Here is a 19939-nt window from a genome sequence, read left to right on the forward strand (position 1 = left end):
GGTATGCGGGGCAGGAAACGAATACATAAGTTAATCGTTAAAAATTCCACTCTATTTCAATATCCTCGCCATGAATATAGATTCTTCGAATCAACTTCTGCACAATTGCCTGCCGAGTTGAAAAGTCCGTAGTATTCAAATCGATGATATATTGTTTTAATTGTTCGGCAGTAATTGTTGATTTTGCCTGTTTATCCTGCAAAATCTTTTGTTGTATCAAAGCTTCCTTCTCGCTGTTAAGCTTATCTATCTGCTTGTCCAACAAAGCTTTGTCAATGTTGCCGTCTATATATAGAGTGAGCAGCCTTTCTATTTTCTCATCCACTTTTTTGATTTGCTTCGTGTAATCAACCTTTGGAGCTTCTTTAGCTTCTAAACGTTTATCTACAACAAGATTATTTAGCTCATCGATAATCAACTTCTCTAGTTTTTGACGGTTCCAGATCTTATTCATGCATTTTTCATCATACTCAGAAGGAAACCTTCTAGCCCTACAAGTGTAATAGTAATATTTCTTTCCCTTATCGTTAGATATATAACTTACATACATTTCTCCACATTTACCACAGACAAGCAAGCCAGACAACAAACTTTGTTTGGCTTTTCCTGCATTGCGCCCTTTGTGCCGAGATAGCAGCACTTGAACACGGTCGAATTGTTCTTTTGAGATAATCGGGTCATGCCTGCCTTTGTATATTTCGCCAGCAAACGTGATGTAACCACAATAAAGAGGATTGCTGAGAATATCGCGATATCTGCGGAAGCGCCATACCGGTTGGCCCATTTCTTTGAGTCGTTTCTGTACTTTTGTGATCGAATGATATTGCTCGTATAAGTCAAATACCAACCGGATGTGTTCGGCCTCATCCTCTTTTATGATCAGCTCACCATTTTCACGTTTATAACCGGCTGGATCATAATTTCCACCCATTCCTCGATAACCTTCTTGCGCTCGTTTTATATGTCCGAATCTCAAGCGTTCAATAATTGTTTCGCGTTCGAGCTGAGCGAAAACAGATAAGATACCGACCATCGCCTTACCAAAAGGGGTGGAAGTATCAATCGTTTCTGTGATCGACACGAATTCAACGTTGTTTTTTAGAAAGTAGTCCTCGATAAGTGTTAATGTGTCGCGTTGTGATCGGGAAAGCCTGTCCAATTTGTAAACGAGCACAACATCGATTTTATCTAAATCGTCAAGCATACGTTGCAAATCCGGTCTTTCGAGAGTTGCACCACTATACCCGGCGTCAACGTATTCATCGTAAACCGTCCACCCTCTCGATTCACAATAGGAGCGTGCACGTTCAAGTTGCACCTCGATACTATAGTTCTCCACCTGTTCATGAGTAGATACTCTTGCGTAGATTGCGGCTTTCAATGTTGTTCCCTCCTTAACCAAAAGGGCGAGCCGTCGCCCGCCCGTCTAAATTTCTAGCGCTAGAAATTTAGTATCACTTTCTTGAGCTTGCCTATAATTCTGATATTTTTCATATCTTCCGGTCTGACGACGATAGGCTTGTAAGATGGATTCTCACTTTGTAGAATGATGGTACCGTCGGTTTTATATACCCTTTTCAAAACAATTTCGTCATCAATCAGCACAGCGGCGATTTCTCCATTTTCCACATCATTTTGGCGACGAATAAGGAGTAAATCGCCGTCCATGATTCGAGCCCCGATCATGGAGTCGCCTTTGGCTTCAAGCAAGAAATATTCTCCACCATTCAACCAGCTGCCTGGTACTTCTTCATATCCTTGAATATCTTCGTAGGCAATGACACCATTCCCACAACTAATCGCCCCGACGATAGGGAGTTTCGCAAACCTCTTAATAGGAATTGTCTTTTCTTCCAGCTTGTCCTCCTCGAAGAAATATGAGATAGGGACGTCGAAATATTGGGCCATTAACCCGACCTTGTCCATAAGAGGTTTATTTCTTCCCGACTCCCAAGCTGATACTGCCGTTGGCTTAACACCAAGTATTTTAGCTAAATCTTCTTGAGTCATCTTTTTTTCTTTTCTCAATTTTTTTATTCTCTTCCCTATGTGCAATTTTCTTCACCTCCTTTCAAACAATAATATAAATTATAAGTATAGTTATATTCAAGATTTGTAAAAAAAAATATACCAAAAGTGAAATTTTTTGTTGACAACTATACTTGAAGTGTAGTAGGATTGAATCAGAAGGAGGTGGGAGGATTGGATATTAAATTCACGTTAGAACAAGCAAGAAAACATCGCGGTTTAACGCAAGATCAGATCGCTAAAATGCTTGGCATGACAAAGCGTACTTATGTTGATTATGAGCAATACAAGCGTGCTTTTCGAATTGATAAAGCGTTTTTATTCGCTGAAATTGTTGACATTCCAATTGATAATATAATTTTTTTTAACCCAGAACTACACTTGAAGTGTAGTAAGAGAAGTGAAACAGCTTGACTGTTCCCTGAATTTGGGCGTTGTCCGAACCAGAAATGGATGAGGACGCGAACGACCCAAGAATCCCACGGCTTTGGCCGTGTGGAGTGTCAACAAAAATACATTTCGTGAAGGGGGAATCGTAATGATCGTTGTCACCAAGATGAAACTTGGCGATTACGACGTTCCGGTGCCGGTCGGTCTATCGGAGTTGCTGAAAGACGCATGGGTGCTCAAAGATCGGCCGGAGGCAAATACAAGTGCAGGCGAGTATACGCGGAGAATCGAGATGAGAAACGGCCGCCTGTATACAATCCTGACCAAAAAGGAGGTGACCAACCGTGCAAAAACTCCCCAGCGCGTATGATTTCGATACGTTGGAAGCCGCGATTGCGTTCTACACGCGAGTGGTGGCGGAGGTGATGAAGAACCGCGATCGGAGCATGCATGACGAACTCATGCGGTTCAAACGGGAACTGCATGAGCGCATCGACCGGGAATATGATCCGGCTGCCCTGTGAGGGCATTCCTTTTTGGTGAGAAAGTGGACGAGGGGTGAAATAGTGAACAGACAAAAGAATGGATACAGAAATCTGTTGGTGCTAGGACGAAATCTAAAGGCTGGCGCCAAATACGAACCGGAAGAGATTATAGCGGCAATCAGTTTGATCGAAGAGCAATTGTTGTGGACGCCTGTGGAAGACTTCTTCCGTCTATTTCCGCCGATTAAGCGATACGCCGATGACGGGACGTGGGATTATAAAAGCACTTTGAAAATGATTGAGGAAGATTTAGGCGAGCGCTTCGGCAAGGGGGATTTTCTGAACCTGCTTATGATGGGGTGTTATGAGAACCCGTTTGTTAACAGAGTTGGGATAGCGTTCATGAAGGCCACGTCGGAGTTGTACCGCAAGAAAACGGGAAAGTCGCTTTTAGAAGAAGCGATGAAACATCTTTTCCTTCGGTGAATGGAGGGGTTTTATTGAGCAACGAACTAGCCTTATCCAATGATTTGACTGTCATTACAGCCGAAATCAACAGCTATAAAAACATGGCTGGACAAGCTATTTTCGAGATCGGTCGGCGATTAAAGCATGTGAGAGAAAACGATTTGACGCACGGGCAGTGGGCGAAGTGGTGCGAAGAACAATGTGGTATCAGTCGACAAACAGCTAATCGAATGATCCAGGCGTTTGAACAATTAGGGAATGGTACGCATGCGTACCGTTTACCGATGAACAAGATATTCGATATTATATCGCTTCCACCCAACATTGACCGTCAGGAGTTCATTGAAAAACCGCACGTCATACCGTCCACCGGTGAAATAAAAACAGTCGATGAAATGACCATTCGTGAACTTCGAGAAGTGAAAAGAGCCTTAAAACAAGCAGAAGAAGAAAAACGATGCCTCGCCCGCCAACTCGAACAAGAACGCAACAAACCGCCGCAAGTCATCGAGAAAGTCGTGGAAAAGGTGGTAGACCGAACGGATTACAGCAAGATCGAACAGCTTGAAAAGGACATTGAGAAGCTCAAAGCAGAACGGGAAGAACTAGAAAAGAAGGCGGCAAAAAGCGCGGAGTATGAAAGCAAATTGCGCGAATTGCGACGGGAGTTAAACGAAAAAACCGACGAGCTTCTTGCATTAACACAAGCCCAACTAAAACTAAAGAACAGGCGCATGATTTATGAGAATGTGGCCTACCTATCACGCGACATAGGGAAATGGATGAACAAGATCCGCCTAGACATCGAAAACAGAAAAGGCATCGAGGGCGATGTTGAGGTAAGCAGAACGATTCAGGCCTGCATTAAGTTGTTGGAAGATACCATTCGAGAGCTGGCTGCAATGATTAGCATCAAAACCTATTCGAACGGAGGGACATTCGATGCGGAATATACCGTCGTTATTGAATCCGAGTGAGTACATCACCTACCAACTGGAAAGGGAAAAAGAACGGGAAATTAGTATTGCGTTCGAGGTTCATTTGGCGCGCCAATGTTCACGACTTCGCTACAGAGACTTAATGGATTCCGCGCCGGCTGGTTTAGCATCCAAAGACAGCTTAATCCGTTGGTTGGATGACTACAAAAAGAAAAATGGCGGAGTGCGTCCGGGTGTGATTACTTGGTACAAACATGACCATCGCGATCACTTTGAAAACGGGGTATGGCGCTCGATGTTTTTTGCGGCATTTGTAAAATACGCGGCTGACAAACTAACAGACAAAGACTTTGTCCATGATCGGAAAATAGCCGGTTTGTACAAAATTTCTTTCTTAAATCCGGTTTGGTTCCAGTGCGCTTCGTCTGTCATGGGACTGAAATTGATTGAAGATTTGTACAAGCATAACGCCTTGAATAGTGACTTCGCAAGAGCGACCATCGAGTTTAATTTGAGGAAACGGGAGGAACTAGACAAGATGATTTCCGGTTTTTCTGCCGCAGCCAAGCAACAGAATATAGATTTCTATTATTTGAACCAATTGAAAGCGGAGATCGAGGCATCGTTCCGGCGCGATTACGAAAAGACCATTCAGAAATACGAGAACCATCAAGACATCTATTTCTACGCTAAATACAAGCGTGACATAGAAAAATCGCTGGCAGAAATACCAGCGCACATCAAACTCACCATGATCGAAGGGGAGGTGATGTCCCAATGAACCAACCAAACTATCAAACCCGGCAGGACACCCTGCATGTCCTGCCCGGCGATATGAAACTAGCAACTCAATTGCTCGATTGTTGTGACTACGCCACCTTCCGCGCTCGTACGGCGATGTACTCGAATGACCTCGCGGAAGCGGAACGCTGGGCGAAAGAGTTCCTCCGTTGCAAACGCGACTTGGACAAGATCATCGAGCGGAAGCAAGAGCATGACAAGCTCGTCCGGCTCATCGAGGAAATGCAACGGAATGGTATTGATGTCTCTATTGTAGCACGAGGCATCAAGTAAGACAACCGGAACATGTTGGCAGGCTTTAACGCCTGTCAGTGGGCGCGGGAGTTTTCTTATTGGCAAACGTTGTCCTGTCCTCCTGCGTCAATTGACCGGCATTAGAAAGGGGGTGAGGCCGTGACAAAAATTGAGAAACGCGCCATCATCGTTGAGATCGGGAAATGTCTCGATCGGTGTGTCGGGTGTCCCTATCGACGCGAGGAAGTCCATCCGGCTTGCCAATCGTGCCAGGTATACAAGATGATGAGGAGCCTGGCTGAAAGGTTAGAGCCGGCACAAATCCCGACAGCTCCGATCATATCAGAACGAGACGGGAAAGAATTCATCCAGCGGAAGTGGACGGAAGAAGAAGAGAATTTCCTGCGAGAATATGCACACCTTGGGACGATGAAGTTGGCTGAGTTGCTGGGGAGACCTTACTGCTCGGTCAAAGGGAAAATAGCCTACATGCGGAGAAAGGGGGTGCTTTTGGGTGGTCGAAAACGGAATGACCGTCAACGTCAAGTTTGAAGAACCGCGCACAATCGGTGAATGCGCGGGGTGCTACGGGGAGATCGTCGAGGGAGAGAGCATCATCGAGTTCCCGGACGGGTTGATGATTCATTATGACCGATACTGCGCGATGGCGTTTTGCCTAGAAAACGGCGAGAGGAAAACCGTATGGAAATGAAAATGCCCCGCTGGGCCGCAGGGCAAAACAACAAACTCGATTTATTCCTAGTATACCACGTTCGAAAGGGGAAGGGAACTTGAAGCTCTACGAACTGACCGAAAATTACGCCAAGCTGTTGGAAATGGCGGAGGAATTCGATTCTGACACATTGGTGGATACGTTGGAATCATTGCAAGATGCCATTGAGGACAAGGCGGAAAATATCGCCAAATTCATTAAAAACCTCGAAGCTGATGCAAAGATCATCAAAGAAGAGGAACAGCGGCTTGCGGAACGTCGTCGCGCGATTGAAACAAAAGTGGACAAGCTCAAAACGTATCTTCAAGAACAGCTCGAAATCGCTGGATTACAGAAGGTGAAGCGTCCGACGATCACCGTTTCAATCCAGAACAATCCTCCAAGTGTCGAGGTTGTAGATGAAACAGCTATTCCATCGGACTTCTTGATTCCACAACCGGCCAAGATCGATAAAAAATCCATTCTCGAACGGTTGAAAAATGGTGAAGAGGTGCCGGGAGTAGTTCTTAAACAAACGAAAGGAGTTCGGATAAGATGAGTGAGCTAGCCACAAAACAACAAACCAATTCCCTTTCGATCATCGAGAGCGTTGATATAAACGCTGTTCAATCTACGCTTGCGAAAATCAATCAGTTCCAAGTTGTTGTTCAAAATACGTTGAGAGCAAACCATGACTACGGTGTGATTCCTGGCACTCAAAAGCCAACGCTATTAAAGCCTGGCGCAGAAAAAATTCAAATGTTGCTTGGAGTCACTAGTGAGTACGAGGTCATTGAACGTGTGCAGGATTATGAAAAAGGGTTCTTTGCCTTTACAGTTCGCTGTATCGTCTACAAAAACGGCATGAAAATCACCGAAGGTGTTGGGCATTGCAACACAAAAGAAAAGAAATATATCAATCAAGATCCGTACACACTGGCAAATACTTGCCTAAAAATGGCCAAAAAGCGCGCTCAAATTGACGCAACATTGACGCTTGCCAGCCTTTCTGAAATCTTCACACAAGATATCGAGGATATGCAGGAATTCGTACAGACAGAACAAGTCGAAACAATGACAGCACAGGACGCGGCACAAATCAAATTGACGTTCGGTAAATACAAGGGCAAGACATTGAAGGAAATTTATAAGACACAGCCGGACTATCTCGAATGGCTGCTTAAACAAGACCGCACGGATCCAGTCATCAAGAAGGGTATTGAATTGATGTTCGAAGCTGTAAAACAACAAGCGCAACAAAAACAAGTACAACAGCAGCAACCAGAGCAACAAACAGCACAACCAGAACCACAGCCAGATAATATCGACCCATTCGACGGTGAAGTAATTGAGATTAGTGACGATGACTTGCCTTTCGGTATGTAAGGTGAATCATTATGGAATACCGCATTGCAATCCCACATTGCTACAAATGGATGGCTGCCGGCAACAAGAAGCTCTACATCGAGTATATCAAAGGCTACATCAAAAGCAGCCATCCCGGCTTAAAGCCGGTGAGGGTTGAGGGGCGATATGTGATTTGCGTTAAAAAGGAGTGACAACAATGAGTATTTTCCGTGTTGAAAAGAAAGACAATTATGTGGTTCTCGATAAAGGTTTTTTAAATGATAAACGTCTCTCCTGGCAAGCAAAAGGGCTGTTGGCTTACATGCTCTCGTTGCCAAATGATTGGGTTTTTAACATCAACGATCTGAAAAACAGAAGCAGAAATGGTCGCGATGCCACAAAGAACATTATCAAGGAGCTGCAGGAGTTTGGGTACATCATTAAAGAGCAGACAAGAGAAAAAGGGAAATTCTCTAACAATCGATACATCGTTCTTGAACATCCAGCTTTACCGTTGACTGAAAATCCGTTAACGGAAAATCCGTCAACGGAAAGTCCGTTAACGGAAAACCCGTCACTACTAAATAATAAAGAACTAAATAATGACTTACTAAGTAATAAAGAAAACTTAGATGTAGTAGTAGTAAATTCTCACCATTTCTACGAACAAAACTTCGGTCCTATGAGTCCTTTTATCGCTGAGTGCATCACAAAATGGGTAGAGGATACCAGCGATGAGATCGTTATCGAAGCAATGAAGCGAGCCCTTAAACAACAGAAAAAATGGAACTATGCCGAGGGGATCCTGCAAGGCTGGGTGCAGAACAACTTACGCACGATCGAAGATATCGAAGCCTACGAACGGGAGTTTCATAGAAAGCGAGAAGGAGTGAACAATCGTGAGGTTCACAAACATCGCCGAGGTGTTAGCCGATCTGCAAAAGAAGGCAAGTCATATGAACAAATCCTCCGAGAAGCCGAAGCAGCACGACGAGCTTGGGGATGGAAGGGGTGACTACGAGTGCCCCCAATGCAAAGACACGGAATTCATTTTCTATCGAGACGAGCAAGGCTATGAATTCGCAAAACCGTGCGAGTGTCGGGAACGGAAAGCATGGAAACGTCGGTTCAAGCAGGCGCTAATTCCAGACGAGTTTGTTCATGCAAACTTTGAAAATTTTAAGCGAGTGAATGAATATCAGCAGTCCATGTACCAAATGACTATAGATTATTTAGGCGAGTTTTCTGTGATTAAGCAAGAGGACGGCACTACCAAGAAAATTTTGTCTGACAAAAACCTTGGCTTGATCGCAGTTGTTGGGGAGCAGCGATTACGAGAGCTTCCGGCTGGCAAACGGGCTGAAATGAAACAAATGCACAACAATTTTGGGGTAGGGAAGACGCATTTGCAAATTGCGCTAGCCAAACGGCTGATCAAAGACGGATTCAATGTGTTGGTGGTTTCCGATGTCACATTCATGGACGAGCTGATTCAAGCCAAGATGATGAACGATGAAGGCGAGACGTTGAACCAACTGCTATACGGAGCAATCAACGCGGATGTGCTGGTGTGGGATGACATCGGCAAGGCGAAATGGTCGGAAGCGAAAGAAGCTCTGTACTATCAGATCATTAACGAACGCTACAGAAAACAAAAGCCAATCGTGTTCAACAGCAATGAGGATCGAGGGACATTGAGTGAAAAGATCGGATATGCTGCGGCAAGCCGATTGCTCGGACAATGCGGTTCATACCTCTTGGAAGTTGAAGGTGAAGATTTCCGGCTGAAAGGAGCATGAAACATGTGTGTGAAATGCGACGGAACGGGGCGGCTATACACAAGAGTGATGAACGGGGCATGGCTGGTGGCCTCGTGTGACTGCGAGGACGCAGCGAGGGCGCGAAGGGACGAGGAGGACAAGCTGCGAGAGTGGCGCAAACGACTGGCGGAAGCTTGTGAGCGATTGGGGATCACACAGGATATTGCTTGGGAGGAAGGTGATCGCGTTGGGCATCCTCTATGAAAAAGTTCAAATCACGAGGGAATTGAAACGCCAAATGATGATTCGTCAGCTGCTCGATCGTGGAATCCGTGAATACGAAGGGCGGTCAGTATATGACTTGGACTATTATACGCTGCGTTGGTTGCTGGCCACTCGAAAACTAGAACGCTAGGAAACCGCGTATTTTGCCCCGTACAGCCGCCGGACATCATGGGGGATAGGAAAGTATCAGCATACATAAAACGGCGGCGTACGAGGGAGATAAACCGGTTTAATTGAGGTGATGGGGATGAATCTACAAAAACTATTCGAGATGCAACGCGAACTGGATGCGCGAATTGAGCAGGAACACCTGCGGCAAGAAGGCGAGGACAGGTTGGGAAAGAAAATTCTTGCCTTGCTCGTTGAAATCAGCGAATTGGCAAACGAGACACGCTGTTTCAAATTTTGGAGCAACAAGGGCCCGTCGTCGCGAGAAACAATCTTGGAAGAAGCCGCAGACGTGCTGCATTTCCTTCTGTCTATTGGTAACGACATTGGCGCAAATGAGGATGACATAATTATTATCCCTAAAAAAGCCATTCTGTTACACAGACAGTTTATGACGTTGTACGAGTATGCAAGATCGGCGCATGTGAAAACGATGTGGGAAGCATCACTAGATGCATTCGCTGGACTGATAGAAATGCTCGGTTTCACACAGCACGAGCTTGAAGCGGCATATATGAAAAAACATGCCGAGAACTACGCGCGTCAAGAAAGGGGGTACTGAGAATGAAGGAACAACTGATCGAGTACCTCACCCGGCGCATCATCACATACAGCCGGATGATCGAGACGGCAAAAAATGAAACAGACCGGGAAAAATGTGTGATTGCGCAAAAGGTACTGAAAAGCGTACTGGATGACGTGAGGGACGGGAAACTATGAGCGGGCGGAAATCGAAACGAAAAGGCTATGCCGGGGAACGGGAGATTGTGTCCCTTATCCCCGGCAGTAAACGGGTACCGTTAAGCGGTAGTGTCGGCGGAGAGCATAGCAACGATGTGATATTGCCAAATGGATGGCGGGCGGAAGTGAAGCGAAGAAAAAGTGGCATGAAACAGCTATACGATTGGCTGAATCAATCCAGCCCCGACGTGGTGGCGTTTCGGGCGGATAGGCAGGAATGGATTATATCTATGAAGCTGGAAAAATTCATTGAACTGATTGGAAAGAAGGAGTGATATATGAACCAGCTGACGATTTTCGATTTTGTTGAGGATGAGCAGATAGCTGATAGCGTCATATTGAACAGGATACAGAGCGCTTTTCCAGGCTGGGAAGCGATCGGATACACCAAGACATTCGATTGGGGCTGGAGTGAAGACTATGCCGCGATCATCCGGCGTGGCGATGAGTATATGTGGGTGCATGCGGAGTTATACAAGGATGGGCGAGTGCGGGCTGGATATACACAACGGAAGGATTTCGAGCCGCATTGGTTTGAGAGGTATGAACAAAAGAAACGACATTGGGTATGGCGATCGCTCGATGATCGCAACCGAGTTTTTGAGATTGCGAGACAAAAAGGAGTGTGACCGGATGACCAAAACCGAGAAACTGGCCGCTCTATACAAGCAGGCGAGCAGGCTGAATGACGAGCTTCCGGCCGAGCTCATCAAAAAGATGGAGATCCAAGGGCGCATCTTGGAACTGATTGGCGGCTTGTGGGCAGAAGCGACAAAGGACTGGAAGCTGGCCGAGGCGAAGCGTCGGGAAACGATTGCGACTATCTATTCCCTCGACCCGGAGGGAACGGTCAAGGATCGTGAAATGAAAGCGGAAATGGCAGCAGCAGAGTGGCGGAGGAAGGAAGCAGAGTATGAAGCGGAAGCGTTGCGGTGGAAAGCGGCATATGTAGCAACACAAGAGACGATACAGATCTTGAAGAAAAAGTATGAACACATGAAAGAGGTGGCAAAAGGTGGAGTCTAAAGCGGAGTATTGGATGGGAGAATTGAATAAAAATCAAATCTTGCGGAATGTGCAAAACCTGTTGACAGAACAGACGAGGAAGGGCATCGAGAAGTACGGCACGACGGTCAATCCAGCCGACTATGACTTCGTCGGTTGGCTGACACACCTCCAGCAAGAGATGGTTGATGCAATCGTCTATTGCGAGACGCTGAAATTCAAGTACGCGCATCTTGTGGCGTTAGAGAAGACAAAGGAGTGAACAGGATGGAAGTGAAGCTCATCGCCCACACACAATTAAGCGAAGATTTTTTATATGAACTGTCAAAGCGGAGTTATGAAGTGTTCTTTGACTTGACTGAAGACAAGATTACGGATGGACAAGCCGTCGCATTGACGGCGATCCGAACGTGTTACAGTCATAACAAGCCTTCGGAAATCATTTTAAAAGAGGCGAACAAATATTTCTATCGTGACGCAACAGACGGTCAAGGCGGAACAGAAGCAGATCGGTTAATCCGCCATATTGTATCGAGCAAGCATTTATCGACGCTTGAACACCTCACATTTACGTTTGCAATCGAAGGTGTATCGCGCGCATTATTGGCGCAGTTGACGCGTCACCGGGTTGGGTTCTCGTTCAGCGTGCAGAGTCAGCGCTATTGCCGCTTCGGGAGCGATGACAAAAGCGGAGGGTTCAGATATGTTGTTCCGCCGTCTGTTGAGCAGAACGATCATGCGCGCAGGGAATACGAGCTTGCGATGATCGAGATACAGAACCTATACGATGAGTTGCGGTTTTTAGGTGTGCCGCCGGAGGACGCACGGTTCGTTTTGCCGCAGTCCGCCACTTGCAACCTTGTGTTGACCGCAAACCTACGAGCCCTGCTCGATTTCTACAGCAAGCGCCGGAAAGGACGGGGAGCACAGTGGGAGATTGCGGAATTGACCGAACGGTTGTGTGAAACGGTGGTGGCAGTAGAGCCGTGGACAGACCCGTTTTTCGAACAGGCATAGGGAGGGGAACAGATGAAACTACACAAAGACATCGTTCGATATGTCGAGCACAACCTGTATTACTACCACGAGTACCTCAAGGAGATACAACGCCTGCAAAAAGACATCCTATACGGCGTCAAGATGACGCAGGACGAAAATATCGGCGGCGGGAGAAGCAATCTCCCGTCCAGCCCGACAGAAAAACGAGCGATCGAGCTGACGACGCATAGAAGGCTTGAGACGCTTGAACGGGTGACGCAGGCGATCAAAACGGTGTATGAAGCGTTGCCGGAAGAAAAGAGGAAACTGATACACCTGAAATATTGGGAAAAGCCGACAAAGTACACATGGAACGGGATCGCAGAAATGCTGCACGTAGACCGTGTGACATGCTTCCGTTGGCGGAATGAGATCGTCGCCGCGATTGCCGAGTTGTTGGGATGGAGATAACAGGGCATATATTTATCAGCGCCTCGTTCGTTCGACGTGGAAAATTTCGCGAGGATGAAGCGCGAAAAAGCGCTGGTACATGGTTGGTTACGCGTGCAGGGATGGAGCGCGTGACCGGGAAGACGATGGAACAGTGAGAAAAACGCCCGGAGGTTGCAACTTTTTTGCAACTTTTGGGCTATGTTTTTATGATAATATGATATTGACAAAAAACATATCCTCTCCACAGTACGCATGGGAGCGCCCCGCCTGCCAAGAGCCCATCCCCCGCGGCGGGCAGGGGTATTTGTTCTCTGCCTTGTCGGGTCGGAAATATCCGAGCCACCCATACGTCTATTAGTTCCGATGGGGTAAGCAAGGCAGGGAGTTACTCCTGCGGTGGCGGAACAGTAGACGCTAAAATCTGAGAGTCAGGCTGTGAGTCAGTTCGATTCCGACATAGAGCTGGTGCTAGGGTCTGAACACTTGCAAGGTGCAAATCCTTGCCCGCAGGATACAATAACGTCACCCTGTCTTGTCGGATCGGGGCGGCCTTTCACGCCGTTAAATAGCCCGGTCGCCGGCCTGCGTTCATACGTGGGTTGGTTAAGCAAGATGGGGTGGCGTTCTATTATGCCCAAAAGAGGTGTTCTAATGAAATCATGTTCTAAATAATAATCGAGGTGACAGGCATGGAACGATACGATGAGGAAGAAGAAAAAGCGAAAGAAGCATATGAGAAGCATAAGTGCAAAACGTGCGTATGGGCTAAATGGCAGCAAAAACAAATCGTTGTATGCCTGTTTCCTCGGTGTGTACGATATGAAGGATGGAGGTAGGTGCGAATGTAATGGCGAAACCAAAGTACGATGAGTGGTTAACTGAGGAAGGTTTGATGCTGATTGAAGGATGGGCGAGGGATGGCTTAACAGATGAGCAAATTTCCCAAAATATGGGTATTAATCCTTCTACACTTTATGACTGGAAGAAAAAGCATCCCAAGATTTCCGAGGCCCTAAAAAGAGGGAAAGAAGTAGTTGACCGTCAAGTGGAAAACGCCTTGCTGAAACGAGCGTTAGGTTATGAATACGATGAAATCACATACGAGAATGGAAAAGAAGTCAAGAGAGTACGGAAACAAGTAAAGCCGGACACTACCGCACAAATCTTTTGGCTAAAGAACCGCAAACCGCATGAATGGCGAGATAAGCCAGAGAATGACCAATTGAAGCGAATTGTTGAATTATTATCGAGACTCAACTTAAGCCAGGAGGAGATCGACGAGCTACTTAAGGAGATGAACAACGATGAATGAGTTGTTACGCGCTTACCGTACAGGCGGAAAGCTGGAGCGTAAACTCATTCAGATGATGCTTAAGAAACAGCAGCAGAAAAGCGATACACTTGACGTTAGCAACGCCTACGAATGGATTGTCAAAAACAAATTCGTCAACGAGAACGGCATCCCAATGGAATTTGAGGACCGTTCTTTTTTAATTGACCCGCTGTGTGATGAAGCACCGATACTAGCGGTGATTAAGTGTTCGCAGATCGGATTCAGTACCATTTCGATATTCAAAAGCATGTTCCACAACATCAAATACGGCCACAACATCATTTACACGCTACCGACGGATTCAGACGCGAATGAATTTGCCAAAGCGAAAACTAACCTGATTATCGCGAATAATCCGTCGATCAAAGCAAGTATGATAGATGATTCGCTTCACACGAAGTCATTCCGGACGCTCGATGGCAAAAACGTCGGCTTTTGGTTTATGAAAGGTACTTATGGCCAATCGGCAGCGATCATGCAAACAGCGGATATTCTGATTAAAGACGAATTTGACCGCTCCAACCAATCGGTACTGAACCAATACAAGTCGCGTATTAAAGCGTCAAGTTACAAACGTGAATGGGAGTTCTCGAACCCGTCTTTCCCGCTGTTTGGTGTCGATGCGACATGGGAAATGAGTGACCAAAAACATTTCTTCTACAAATGCCCAAAATGCGGTCATTGGTCGTATATCACCTACGAGCAAGAATCGTTTGACCGCGGAAACACCCATCACGTTTGTAAAGAGCGGAAAGAGTATGTGTGCGGCGCGTGTAATGAGGTGTTAGACCGACGAGCCGCTAAAAAGCAATGGGTGAAGAAATGGAACGATGAAACGGACATTAGCGGTTATTGGATTAGCCAAATGATGGCACCGTGGATTAGTGCCGCTGAATTGATTCGAGATGAAAAGCTGATGCTACCGGATGTATTTGCGAACTTCGACCTTGGCAGACCATATTCCAGCAATAGCGCTTCACTTGACCCATCCAACATCATCAAAAACATTCAATACGACGAAAACGGATATGTAAAGCGGAATCCGGGCAAAGTGCGAGTAATGGGCATTGACCAAGGCGGCACGATTGACAATCCGAAATTCTATTGCGTGAAGGGAACGGAGGAAGGGATTGACGACGTTATCCTTCTTCATGGCGAGGAACAGCTTCACAACTACATTAAGATGAACAACGTCAATATTATCACGATTGACAATGCGCCGTATCCAGAGATTGCGATTCGTTTACAAAATGCGTTTATCGGGCGTGTGTACCGCTGTGTGTTCGATTACAAGGATGAAAGGAAAAACGTGTATGAGGTTGATTACAAAACTCGTATTATTAACGTTCATCGAACTCGTATTTTTGACCGTGTTGTTGATGGTTATATCACAGGTGAGCGAAAAGTATATATTGATGGGCTTAATCCTCTCCTTAGTTCTATGTCTAATGGTAGCGAATCCTTATGCAAGCATTGGACGGCGCAACGTAAAGTAGGCGGCAATGGTGAGCGGCCGGAGGATAGAGAGCGCAACAAACACATTAAACTCGACAAACAAGGGAATGTGCGCCCAATATGGGTGAATGAAGGGCCTGACCATTTCAGTCTTGCGGATGTGTATTGCCAAGTGTCACAACTCATTGCCAAGCGGCAGATGGAGGGAATAAAGGTAGGTGAGTAGCATGGATGAAAAGAAAGTTCGCGAACGATTTACCCAAGACCTAGAGACAGCAAGGAAATTTATGGAGCCGCTCCATCAAAAAATGGACAAATACTACGAGATGTACCGCAACCGATGGGGCGACGAAGATGTAAACTTCCGCATTTCTGACCTGTACGCTTACGTGGAAACGGTTGTGCCTATCTTAACGAACAACCGCACGCGAGCGAGCGTGAAAGCGGAGTATCCCGATTATGTGAAACACGCAGAGGGAATGACCTACATTCTCGATTATGTATTTGACACGAATAATTGGGATTACAAAGCGCAGCGGATTGCGAGAATGGCGGAGATTTACCGTTCCGCTTTAGTTTATACCGGATATGACCCGAAAGCGAATAACGGAACAGGGAAGCTGACAATTGTAGAAATCAATCCACGTTGGTGTTATCTCGACCCAGCCGCTACCGAGCTAGAAGATAGCTCGTTTTTTATTTACGCGGAACCAATGCGCGTGAGTAAGGTTAAGCAAATGTATCCCGAAAAGGCAAAAGAGATCGGGAAAAACAAAGATGATACGTTCATCACAAGAGAAAACAAAGCGGGGCAATGGTTTAAACAATGGTTTAAGCAGATTGCTGCCGCTTTTTCGTTTGGCAATGACACCATGACCCGATACGGTGAAATGCTGACACCGGAACTAGACGAGCAAGAAAAGCGGAAAAATGCGGTGGCCTTCATTCACTATTGGTATCGGGATGATGAGGACAAATGGCGTGTCGCTTACTTTGCTGATGATGTGTTCCTAGAAGATATGCCGAACCCATTTTGGCATGAGCGGCTGCCGTTTGATATTTACAGCCCGACAGAGGATATTTTGAGCGCGTTAGGTATCCCGATGGCCGAACACATCGAGCGGCTGAATTGGGAGAAAAACGTCTTGCTCGATACGATCACCAAACATGCGAAAAAGACGGTGAATCCGCCGAGATTGTACAACATTTCATATTTAGGCAACATCAATCCAAGCACGATCAAAGGTGAGGATGACAACCTTATCCCTGTGCCGAATCCGGACTTTGCGCCGCTCAACTCGTTAGTCGCTGACTTACTGCCACCACCGCTACCGGCGTTTGTAGACGCATTGCCTGACCGTTATCATTCGATTGCGGACATTATCACAGGGGTAAACGATAGCTTTCGTGGATTAAGTGAAGCGACATCGGGTAAAGAAGTGCAATTAAAGCAGGAAGCGGCATACACGAGAATCAAAACAAAGGTAGATAACTTCGAGAAGTTTGTCAAAAGCATGGCGGAGAAAATCATCATCAACGCTATGCAATTTTTGAACACAACGACAACTTTCCGTGTGAAAGGTGATTACCGCCGCTTCCAAGACATGATTAATGGTGACGATACACCGTTCCAAGTCGAGCCGATTCCGATTGGTAAGAATGAACAAGGCGAAATGGAATACGACAAGCGAGAGTTCTTCTTATACGCCAATCCGAATGAATGGACGCGGTTAGACGGCGAGCCGGACGGAGAAGGAAAAGAACAAGCACAGAAAGCGTATCGCATTTTACAGTTTACTGTCGAGATCGAAGCCGGTTCCTCACTTCCTACAAGCCGCATGGCAAGACGGGAGGAAGCGCTCGAACTTTACAATGCTGGAGCAATTGACCAACAAGCCTTACTCGAAGCCTTTGACTATCCGAATTACGAGGAAATCCTCAAACGGATGCAAGAAGCGGCTGCCGCTCAACAACAAGCGCAGGCGGAAGCGGAAATGGCGAAACAGCAACAACAAATGCAAATGGAGCAAATGAAAATGGAACAACAATTAGCCATGAAACAAATGGAACATGAATCAAAAATGCAGCAGGCACAAGTGAAGCAATCCAAAGGCCAACCGGAACAACCGCAGGAACAAGCGGCTCCGGACTTGGCAAGCGCAATTGACCGATTGAAAGAGATAGTGCCGGAGTTACAGAACATGAGTGATGATGAGATCGTTCAGTTATTAGCGAATATGAACCGACAGGGGTAGGGTGAGACTCTCTACCCCTAACTATTTTCATCGAAAACATCGAACAACCCGATAAGGGATTCGATAGGAGGTTTATTTATGCCATTTAAACTTGACTTGCAATTCTTTGCAGAAGAAACGCCAGCGGCTCCCGAAAGCGATAATTCATGGGAGTCTTTTTTATCGGAGCAACTTTCTAACGCAGAAGTCGTTGACGAGCAACCGGAAACGGACTCCGAGACCGAAGCGGAAGAAAGTGCCGAGGTAACTGCCGAAGAAGGCGAAGAAACCGCCGAACAAGCGGAAGAAGAACAGCAAGAAGAAACAGACGAGGAACAACAAGAAAATGAGGAACAAGACGAAAAGCCAGCGCTGGATGATGACACATTGATCGACATGGGCGAAGGCCGTCAGCCGCTTACATTGAAAGAGCTGAAAAATGGTTATCTTCGCCAATCTGACTACACGAAGAAAACTCAAAAATTAGCGGAAGAACGCAAGGCATTTGAAGCCGAAAAACAACAATACGAGCCGGTGAAGCAATGGCTCGATTTTATCCAAGCAAATCCGTATTTGTTCCAGCAAATCAATCAAGCCATTGAACAATGGCAAAACACAGGCGTTTTACCGCTGGATGAAGTGATTAACACCGAAGCGGGCCCGTATATCAACCATCTCATGCGTGAAAACGCACGATTGCAGCAAGAACTCGACCAACTGAAAGGCGAGTATCAAAGCACGAAGTTTAATTCCGAATTTAGCGCGCTTATTCTTGAACTTAAAGGGGAATATGGGGATTTAATCACTCCGGAGTATGAAGAAGAACTTCGCAAACAAGCGGAGGAATACGGCTATCCTGCGGATGTAATGAAGAAGATTGCGAAAGCGGATTTAGCCGAAAAGAAACTCGCACAAGTCCAAAAAGAAAGCAAAAAGGCGGAAGCCAAAGCCAAACAAAAATTACGAGAACAAAAACTACCGCCGCAACCGAAGCAAGTCGCTCAAAAGCCAGCGCCGCAAGAAATTGATCTAAACGCAAGCTGGGAGGACTTGGCGAAGTTGTTGGCGAGAAAATAAGGAGGAATAACGTATGTCACTAAACTTTGATAAATTCCTAGCGTCTTGGTTACCACTCATTCCAAAGAAAATGTACGACAACATCAGCAAATCATCTCCAACGATGTACATGCTGATGAGAAAGAAAAAGACATGGGATGAAGGTGGTGACACGATTCGTCCACACATCAAATACAAACACACTTCCACTCGCGGTTCTTACAGCAAGTACGATAAGCTAAACATCAACCCAGACGACACAAGAACGGCTGCTGAATTCCGTATGAAACAATTGTATGCAACGATTCGTTTCAACGGGTATGAAGAAGCCGCTGACAAAGGGGAATTGGCTGTACACAAACTTGTTGCCGCTGCTTTAGAAGATGCGGAAGCGTCGATCAAAGACCTGTTCGCGCAACAAGTATTCGGTGACGGTACCGGAAACAACGGTAAAGACTTAACCGGTTTAAAAGCGTATGTAGACGACGGAACAGCGGTTGCCGTGTATGGCGGTATTGACCGCGCTACGAACGCTTGGTGGAAAGCAAACGTCAAAAGATCCGCGAACGGCCAAGTGTTGGATATTAAACACATGCGTGAAGTGTTCACGAAATGTGCTCGTGGCGGAATGGAAAACAAACCGGACTTCATTGTTACTGACTTGAACACATGGCTCAAATATGCGGAGTTAGTCGATGGCAAAACTACGATTCAACAGCCGCTTGGCAAAGTCGCGCAAGAATTTGCGAACTTGGGCTTTGCTCAATTGTCATTCATGGGTATTCCGGTCGTGTATGACGAATATTGCCCGGCTGATACGATGTATTTCATCAACTCCAACACATTCCAGCTTTACGGCAAGCCTGGGCGTATGTTCCAACCATCTGAAATCGTTAAAGTTCCTGACGAAGACAGCAAGGTTGGACAAATCTTCTTTGCTGGCGAGTTTGTCGGAACAGAACCTCGCGCAAACGGTCGCTTAGACTTGACAGTTTCATAATTAAACCTTGAACAACCTTCGAGGAATCAAGGCACTTCATCTTTCTAGGTGGAGTGCCTTTATTTTTG

General features: G+C 46.2%; 30 protein-coding genes. 28 read left to right on the plus strand and 2 right to left on the minus strand.

Annotated features, from left to right (window positions below; genetic code table 11):
• Positions 1 to 37 precede the first annotated feature (37 nt).
• Both ETC05_RS16155 and ETC05_RS16160 read right to left on the minus strand, forming a co-directional pair.
• Positions 38 to 1381, minus strand: a complete 1344-nt coding sequence (locus tag ETC05_RS16155; protein WP_171661426.1) for a recombinase family protein — start codon at positions 1379 to 1381, stop codon at positions 38 to 40.
• Between the two features lie 59 nt (positions 1382 to 1440).
• Entirely contained in the window at positions 1441 to 2055 is a 615-nt protein-coding gene (locus ETC05_RS16160; protein WP_171661427.1) for a LexA family protein, read from the minus strand.
• Between the two features lie 147 nt (positions 2056 to 2202).
• On the opposite strand from ETC05_RS16160, the gene ETC05_RS16165 reads away from it, so the two are divergent.
• The 28 genes from ETC05_RS16165 to ETC05_RS16295 all read left to right on the plus strand — a co-directional run bounded on the left by ETC05_RS16165 (position 2203) and on the right by ETC05_RS16295 (position 19871).
• Entirely contained in the window at positions 2203 to 2442 is a 240-nt protein-coding gene (locus ETC05_RS16165) for a helix-turn-helix transcriptional regulator (protein WP_201028184.1), read from the plus strand.
• A 124-nt stretch (positions 2443 to 2566) separates the two neighbouring features.
• Positions 2567 to 2788 (plus strand): hypothetical protein, encoded by a 222-nt coding sequence (locus ETC05_RS16170; RefSeq protein ID WP_171661428.1) that lies wholly within the window; start codon positions 2567 to 2569, stop codon positions 2786 to 2788.
• Positions 2763 to 2942 (plus strand): hypothetical protein, encoded by a 180-nt coding sequence (locus ETC05_RS16175; protein ID WP_081130645.1) that lies wholly within the window; start codon positions 2763 to 2765, stop codon positions 2940 to 2942. The genes ETC05_RS16170 and ETC05_RS16175 overlap by 26 nt, the downstream gene beginning before the upstream one ends.
• Positions 2943 to 2984: 42 nt before the next feature.
• Positions 2985 to 3389 carry a hypothetical protein gene (locus tag ETC05_RS16180; RefSeq protein WP_171661429.1) on the plus strand — a complete coding sequence of 135 codons (405 nt, stop codon included), beginning with the start codon at positions 2985 to 2987 and terminating at the stop codon, positions 3387 to 3389.
• 14 nt (positions 3390 to 3403) lie between these two features.
• Positions 3404 to 4348 (plus strand): DUF3102 domain-containing protein, encoded by a 945-nt coding sequence (locus tag ETC05_RS16185; RefSeq protein WP_253264038.1) that lies wholly within the window; start codon positions 3404 to 3406, stop codon positions 4346 to 4348.
• Entirely contained in the window at positions 4314 to 5090 is a 777-nt protein-coding gene (locus tag ETC05_RS16190) for a hypothetical protein (protein WP_171661430.1), read from the plus strand. Before ETC05_RS16185 ends, ETC05_RS16190 begins: the two co-directional genes overlap by 35 nt.
• The gene (locus tag ETC05_RS16195) at positions 5087 to 5383 is read left to right on the plus strand and encodes a hypothetical protein (protein WP_171661431.1); all 297 of its coding nucleotides are present in this window, start codon (positions 5087 to 5089) and stop codon (positions 5381 to 5383) included. Before ETC05_RS16190 ends, ETC05_RS16195 begins: the two co-directional genes overlap by 4 nt.
• A 475-nt stretch (positions 5384 to 5858) precedes the next feature.
• Positions 5859 to 6056: a hypothetical protein gene (locus ETC05_RS16200; protein WP_171661432.1), complete on the plus strand. Its 198-nt coding sequence runs from the start codon at positions 5859 to 5861 to the stop codon at positions 6054 to 6056.
• 79 nt (positions 6057 to 6135) lie between these two features.
• Entirely contained in the window at positions 6136 to 6615 is a 480-nt protein-coding gene (locus tag ETC05_RS16205; protein ID WP_171661433.1) for a siphovirus Gp157 family protein, read from the plus strand.
• Entirely contained in the window at positions 6612 to 7442 is an 831-nt protein-coding gene (locus ETC05_RS16210; RefSeq protein WP_171661434.1) for an exodeoxyribonuclease X C-terminal domain-containing protein, read from the plus strand. Before ETC05_RS16205 ends, ETC05_RS16210 begins: the two co-directional genes overlap by 4 nt.
• A gap of 11 nt (positions 7443 to 7453) precedes the next feature.
• Positions 7454 to 7615 carry a hypothetical protein gene (locus tag ETC05_RS16215; RefSeq protein WP_171661435.1) on the plus strand — a complete coding sequence of 54 codons (162 nt, stop codon included), beginning with the start codon at positions 7454 to 7456 and terminating at the stop codon, positions 7613 to 7615.
• Between the two features lie 5 nt (positions 7616 to 7620).
• Positions 7621 to 8418: a DnaD domain protein gene (locus tag ETC05_RS16220; RefSeq protein ID WP_171661436.1), complete on the plus strand. Its 798-nt coding sequence runs from the start codon at positions 7621 to 7623 to the stop codon at positions 8416 to 8418.
• Positions 8360 to 9202 (plus strand): ATP-binding protein, encoded by an 843-nt coding sequence (locus ETC05_RS16225; RefSeq protein ID WP_171661437.1) that lies wholly within the window; start codon positions 8360 to 8362, stop codon positions 9200 to 9202. Before ETC05_RS16220 ends, ETC05_RS16225 begins: the two co-directional genes overlap by 59 nt.
• 208 nt (positions 9203 to 9410) lie before the next feature.
• Positions 9411 to 9578, plus strand: a complete 168-nt coding sequence (locus tag ETC05_RS16230; RefSeq protein ID WP_171661438.1) for a hypothetical protein — start codon at positions 9411 to 9413, stop codon at positions 9576 to 9578.
• A 117-nt stretch (positions 9579 to 9695) separates the two neighbouring features.
• Positions 9696 to 10178 (plus strand): dUTP diphosphatase, encoded by a 483-nt coding sequence (locus ETC05_RS16235; RefSeq protein WP_171661439.1) that lies wholly within the window; start codon positions 9696 to 9698, stop codon positions 10176 to 10178.
• A 2-nt stretch (positions 10179 to 10180) separates the two neighbouring features.
• Positions 10181 to 10336, plus strand: coding sequence for a hypothetical protein (locus ETC05_RS16240; protein WP_171661440.1), 156 nt, complete (start codon positions 10181 to 10183; stop codon positions 10334 to 10336).
• The gene (locus tag ETC05_RS16245; RefSeq protein WP_171661441.1) at positions 10333 to 10632 is read left to right on the plus strand and encodes a hypothetical protein; all 300 of its coding nucleotides are present in this window, start codon (positions 10333 to 10335) and stop codon (positions 10630 to 10632) included. Before ETC05_RS16240 ends, ETC05_RS16245 begins: the two co-directional genes overlap by 4 nt.
• Before the next feature lie 3 nt (positions 10633 to 10635).
• The gene (locus ETC05_RS16250) at positions 10636 to 10986 is read left to right on the plus strand and encodes a hypothetical protein (RefSeq protein ID WP_171661442.1); all 351 of its coding nucleotides are present in this window, start codon (positions 10636 to 10638) and stop codon (positions 10984 to 10986) included.
• Positions 10987 to 10990: 4 nt separating this feature from the next.
• Positions 10991 to 11383: a hypothetical protein gene (locus ETC05_RS16255; RefSeq protein ID WP_216366533.1), complete on the plus strand. Its 393-nt coding sequence runs from the start codon at positions 10991 to 10993 to the stop codon at positions 11381 to 11383.
• Positions 11373 to 11624, plus strand: coding sequence for a hypothetical protein (locus tag ETC05_RS16260; protein WP_368668048.1), 252 nt, complete (start codon positions 11373 to 11375; stop codon positions 11622 to 11624). Before ETC05_RS16255 ends, ETC05_RS16260 begins: the two co-directional genes overlap by 11 nt.
• A 5-nt stretch (positions 11625 to 11629) precedes the next feature.
• Positions 11630 to 12379, plus strand: a complete 750-nt coding sequence (gene thyX / locus ETC05_RS16265; protein ID WP_171661444.1) for an FAD-dependent thymidylate synthase — start codon at positions 11630 to 11632, stop codon at positions 12377 to 12379.
• A gap of 12 nt (positions 12380 to 12391) precedes the next feature.
• The gene (locus tag ETC05_RS16270) at positions 12392 to 12811 is read left to right on the plus strand and encodes a DUF722 domain-containing protein (protein ID WP_171661445.1); all 420 of its coding nucleotides are present in this window, start codon (positions 12392 to 12394) and stop codon (positions 12809 to 12811) included.
• A complete protein-coding gene (locus ETC05_RS17945) occupies positions 12802 to 12948 on the plus strand; it encodes a helix-turn-helix domain-containing protein (RefSeq protein WP_253264039.1) in 147 nt (48 codons plus the stop codon). Before ETC05_RS16270 ends, ETC05_RS17945 begins: the two co-directional genes overlap by 10 nt.
• A 692-nt stretch (positions 12949 to 13640) precedes the next feature.
• Complete coding sequence (locus ETC05_RS16275) at positions 13641 to 14105, plus strand: transposase (protein ID WP_171661446.1); 465 nt, start codon at positions 13641 to 13643, stop codon at positions 14103 to 14105.
• The gene (locus tag ETC05_RS16280; protein WP_171661447.1) at positions 14098 to 15807 is read left to right on the plus strand and encodes a phage terminase large subunit family protein; all 1710 of its coding nucleotides are present in this window, start codon (positions 14098 to 14100) and stop codon (positions 15805 to 15807) included. The genes ETC05_RS16275 and ETC05_RS16280 overlap by 8 nt, the downstream gene beginning before the upstream one ends.
• Positions 15808 to 15907: 100 nt before the next feature.
• A complete protein-coding gene (locus ETC05_RS16285) occupies positions 15908 to 17836 on the plus strand; it encodes a portal protein (RefSeq protein ID WP_483299801.1) in 1929 nt (642 codons plus the stop codon).
• A gap of 78 nt (positions 17837 to 17914) precedes the next feature.
• A complete protein-coding gene (locus ETC05_RS16290) occupies positions 17915 to 18892 on the plus strand; it encodes a hypothetical protein (protein ID WP_171661449.1) in 978 nt (325 codons plus the stop codon).
• A gap of 13 nt (positions 18893 to 18905) precedes the next feature.
• Complete coding sequence (locus ETC05_RS16295; RefSeq protein ID WP_171661450.1) at positions 18906 to 19871, plus strand: phage major capsid protein; 966 nt, start codon at positions 18906 to 18908, stop codon at positions 19869 to 19871.
• The last annotated feature ends 68 nt before the right edge of the window (positions 19872 to 19939 follow it).

This window comes from Geobacillus sp. BMUD, assembly GCF_013096845.1.
GTDB classification, from domain to species: domain Bacteria; phylum Bacillota; class Bacilli; order Bacillales; family Anoxybacillaceae; genus Geobacillus; species Geobacillus vulcani.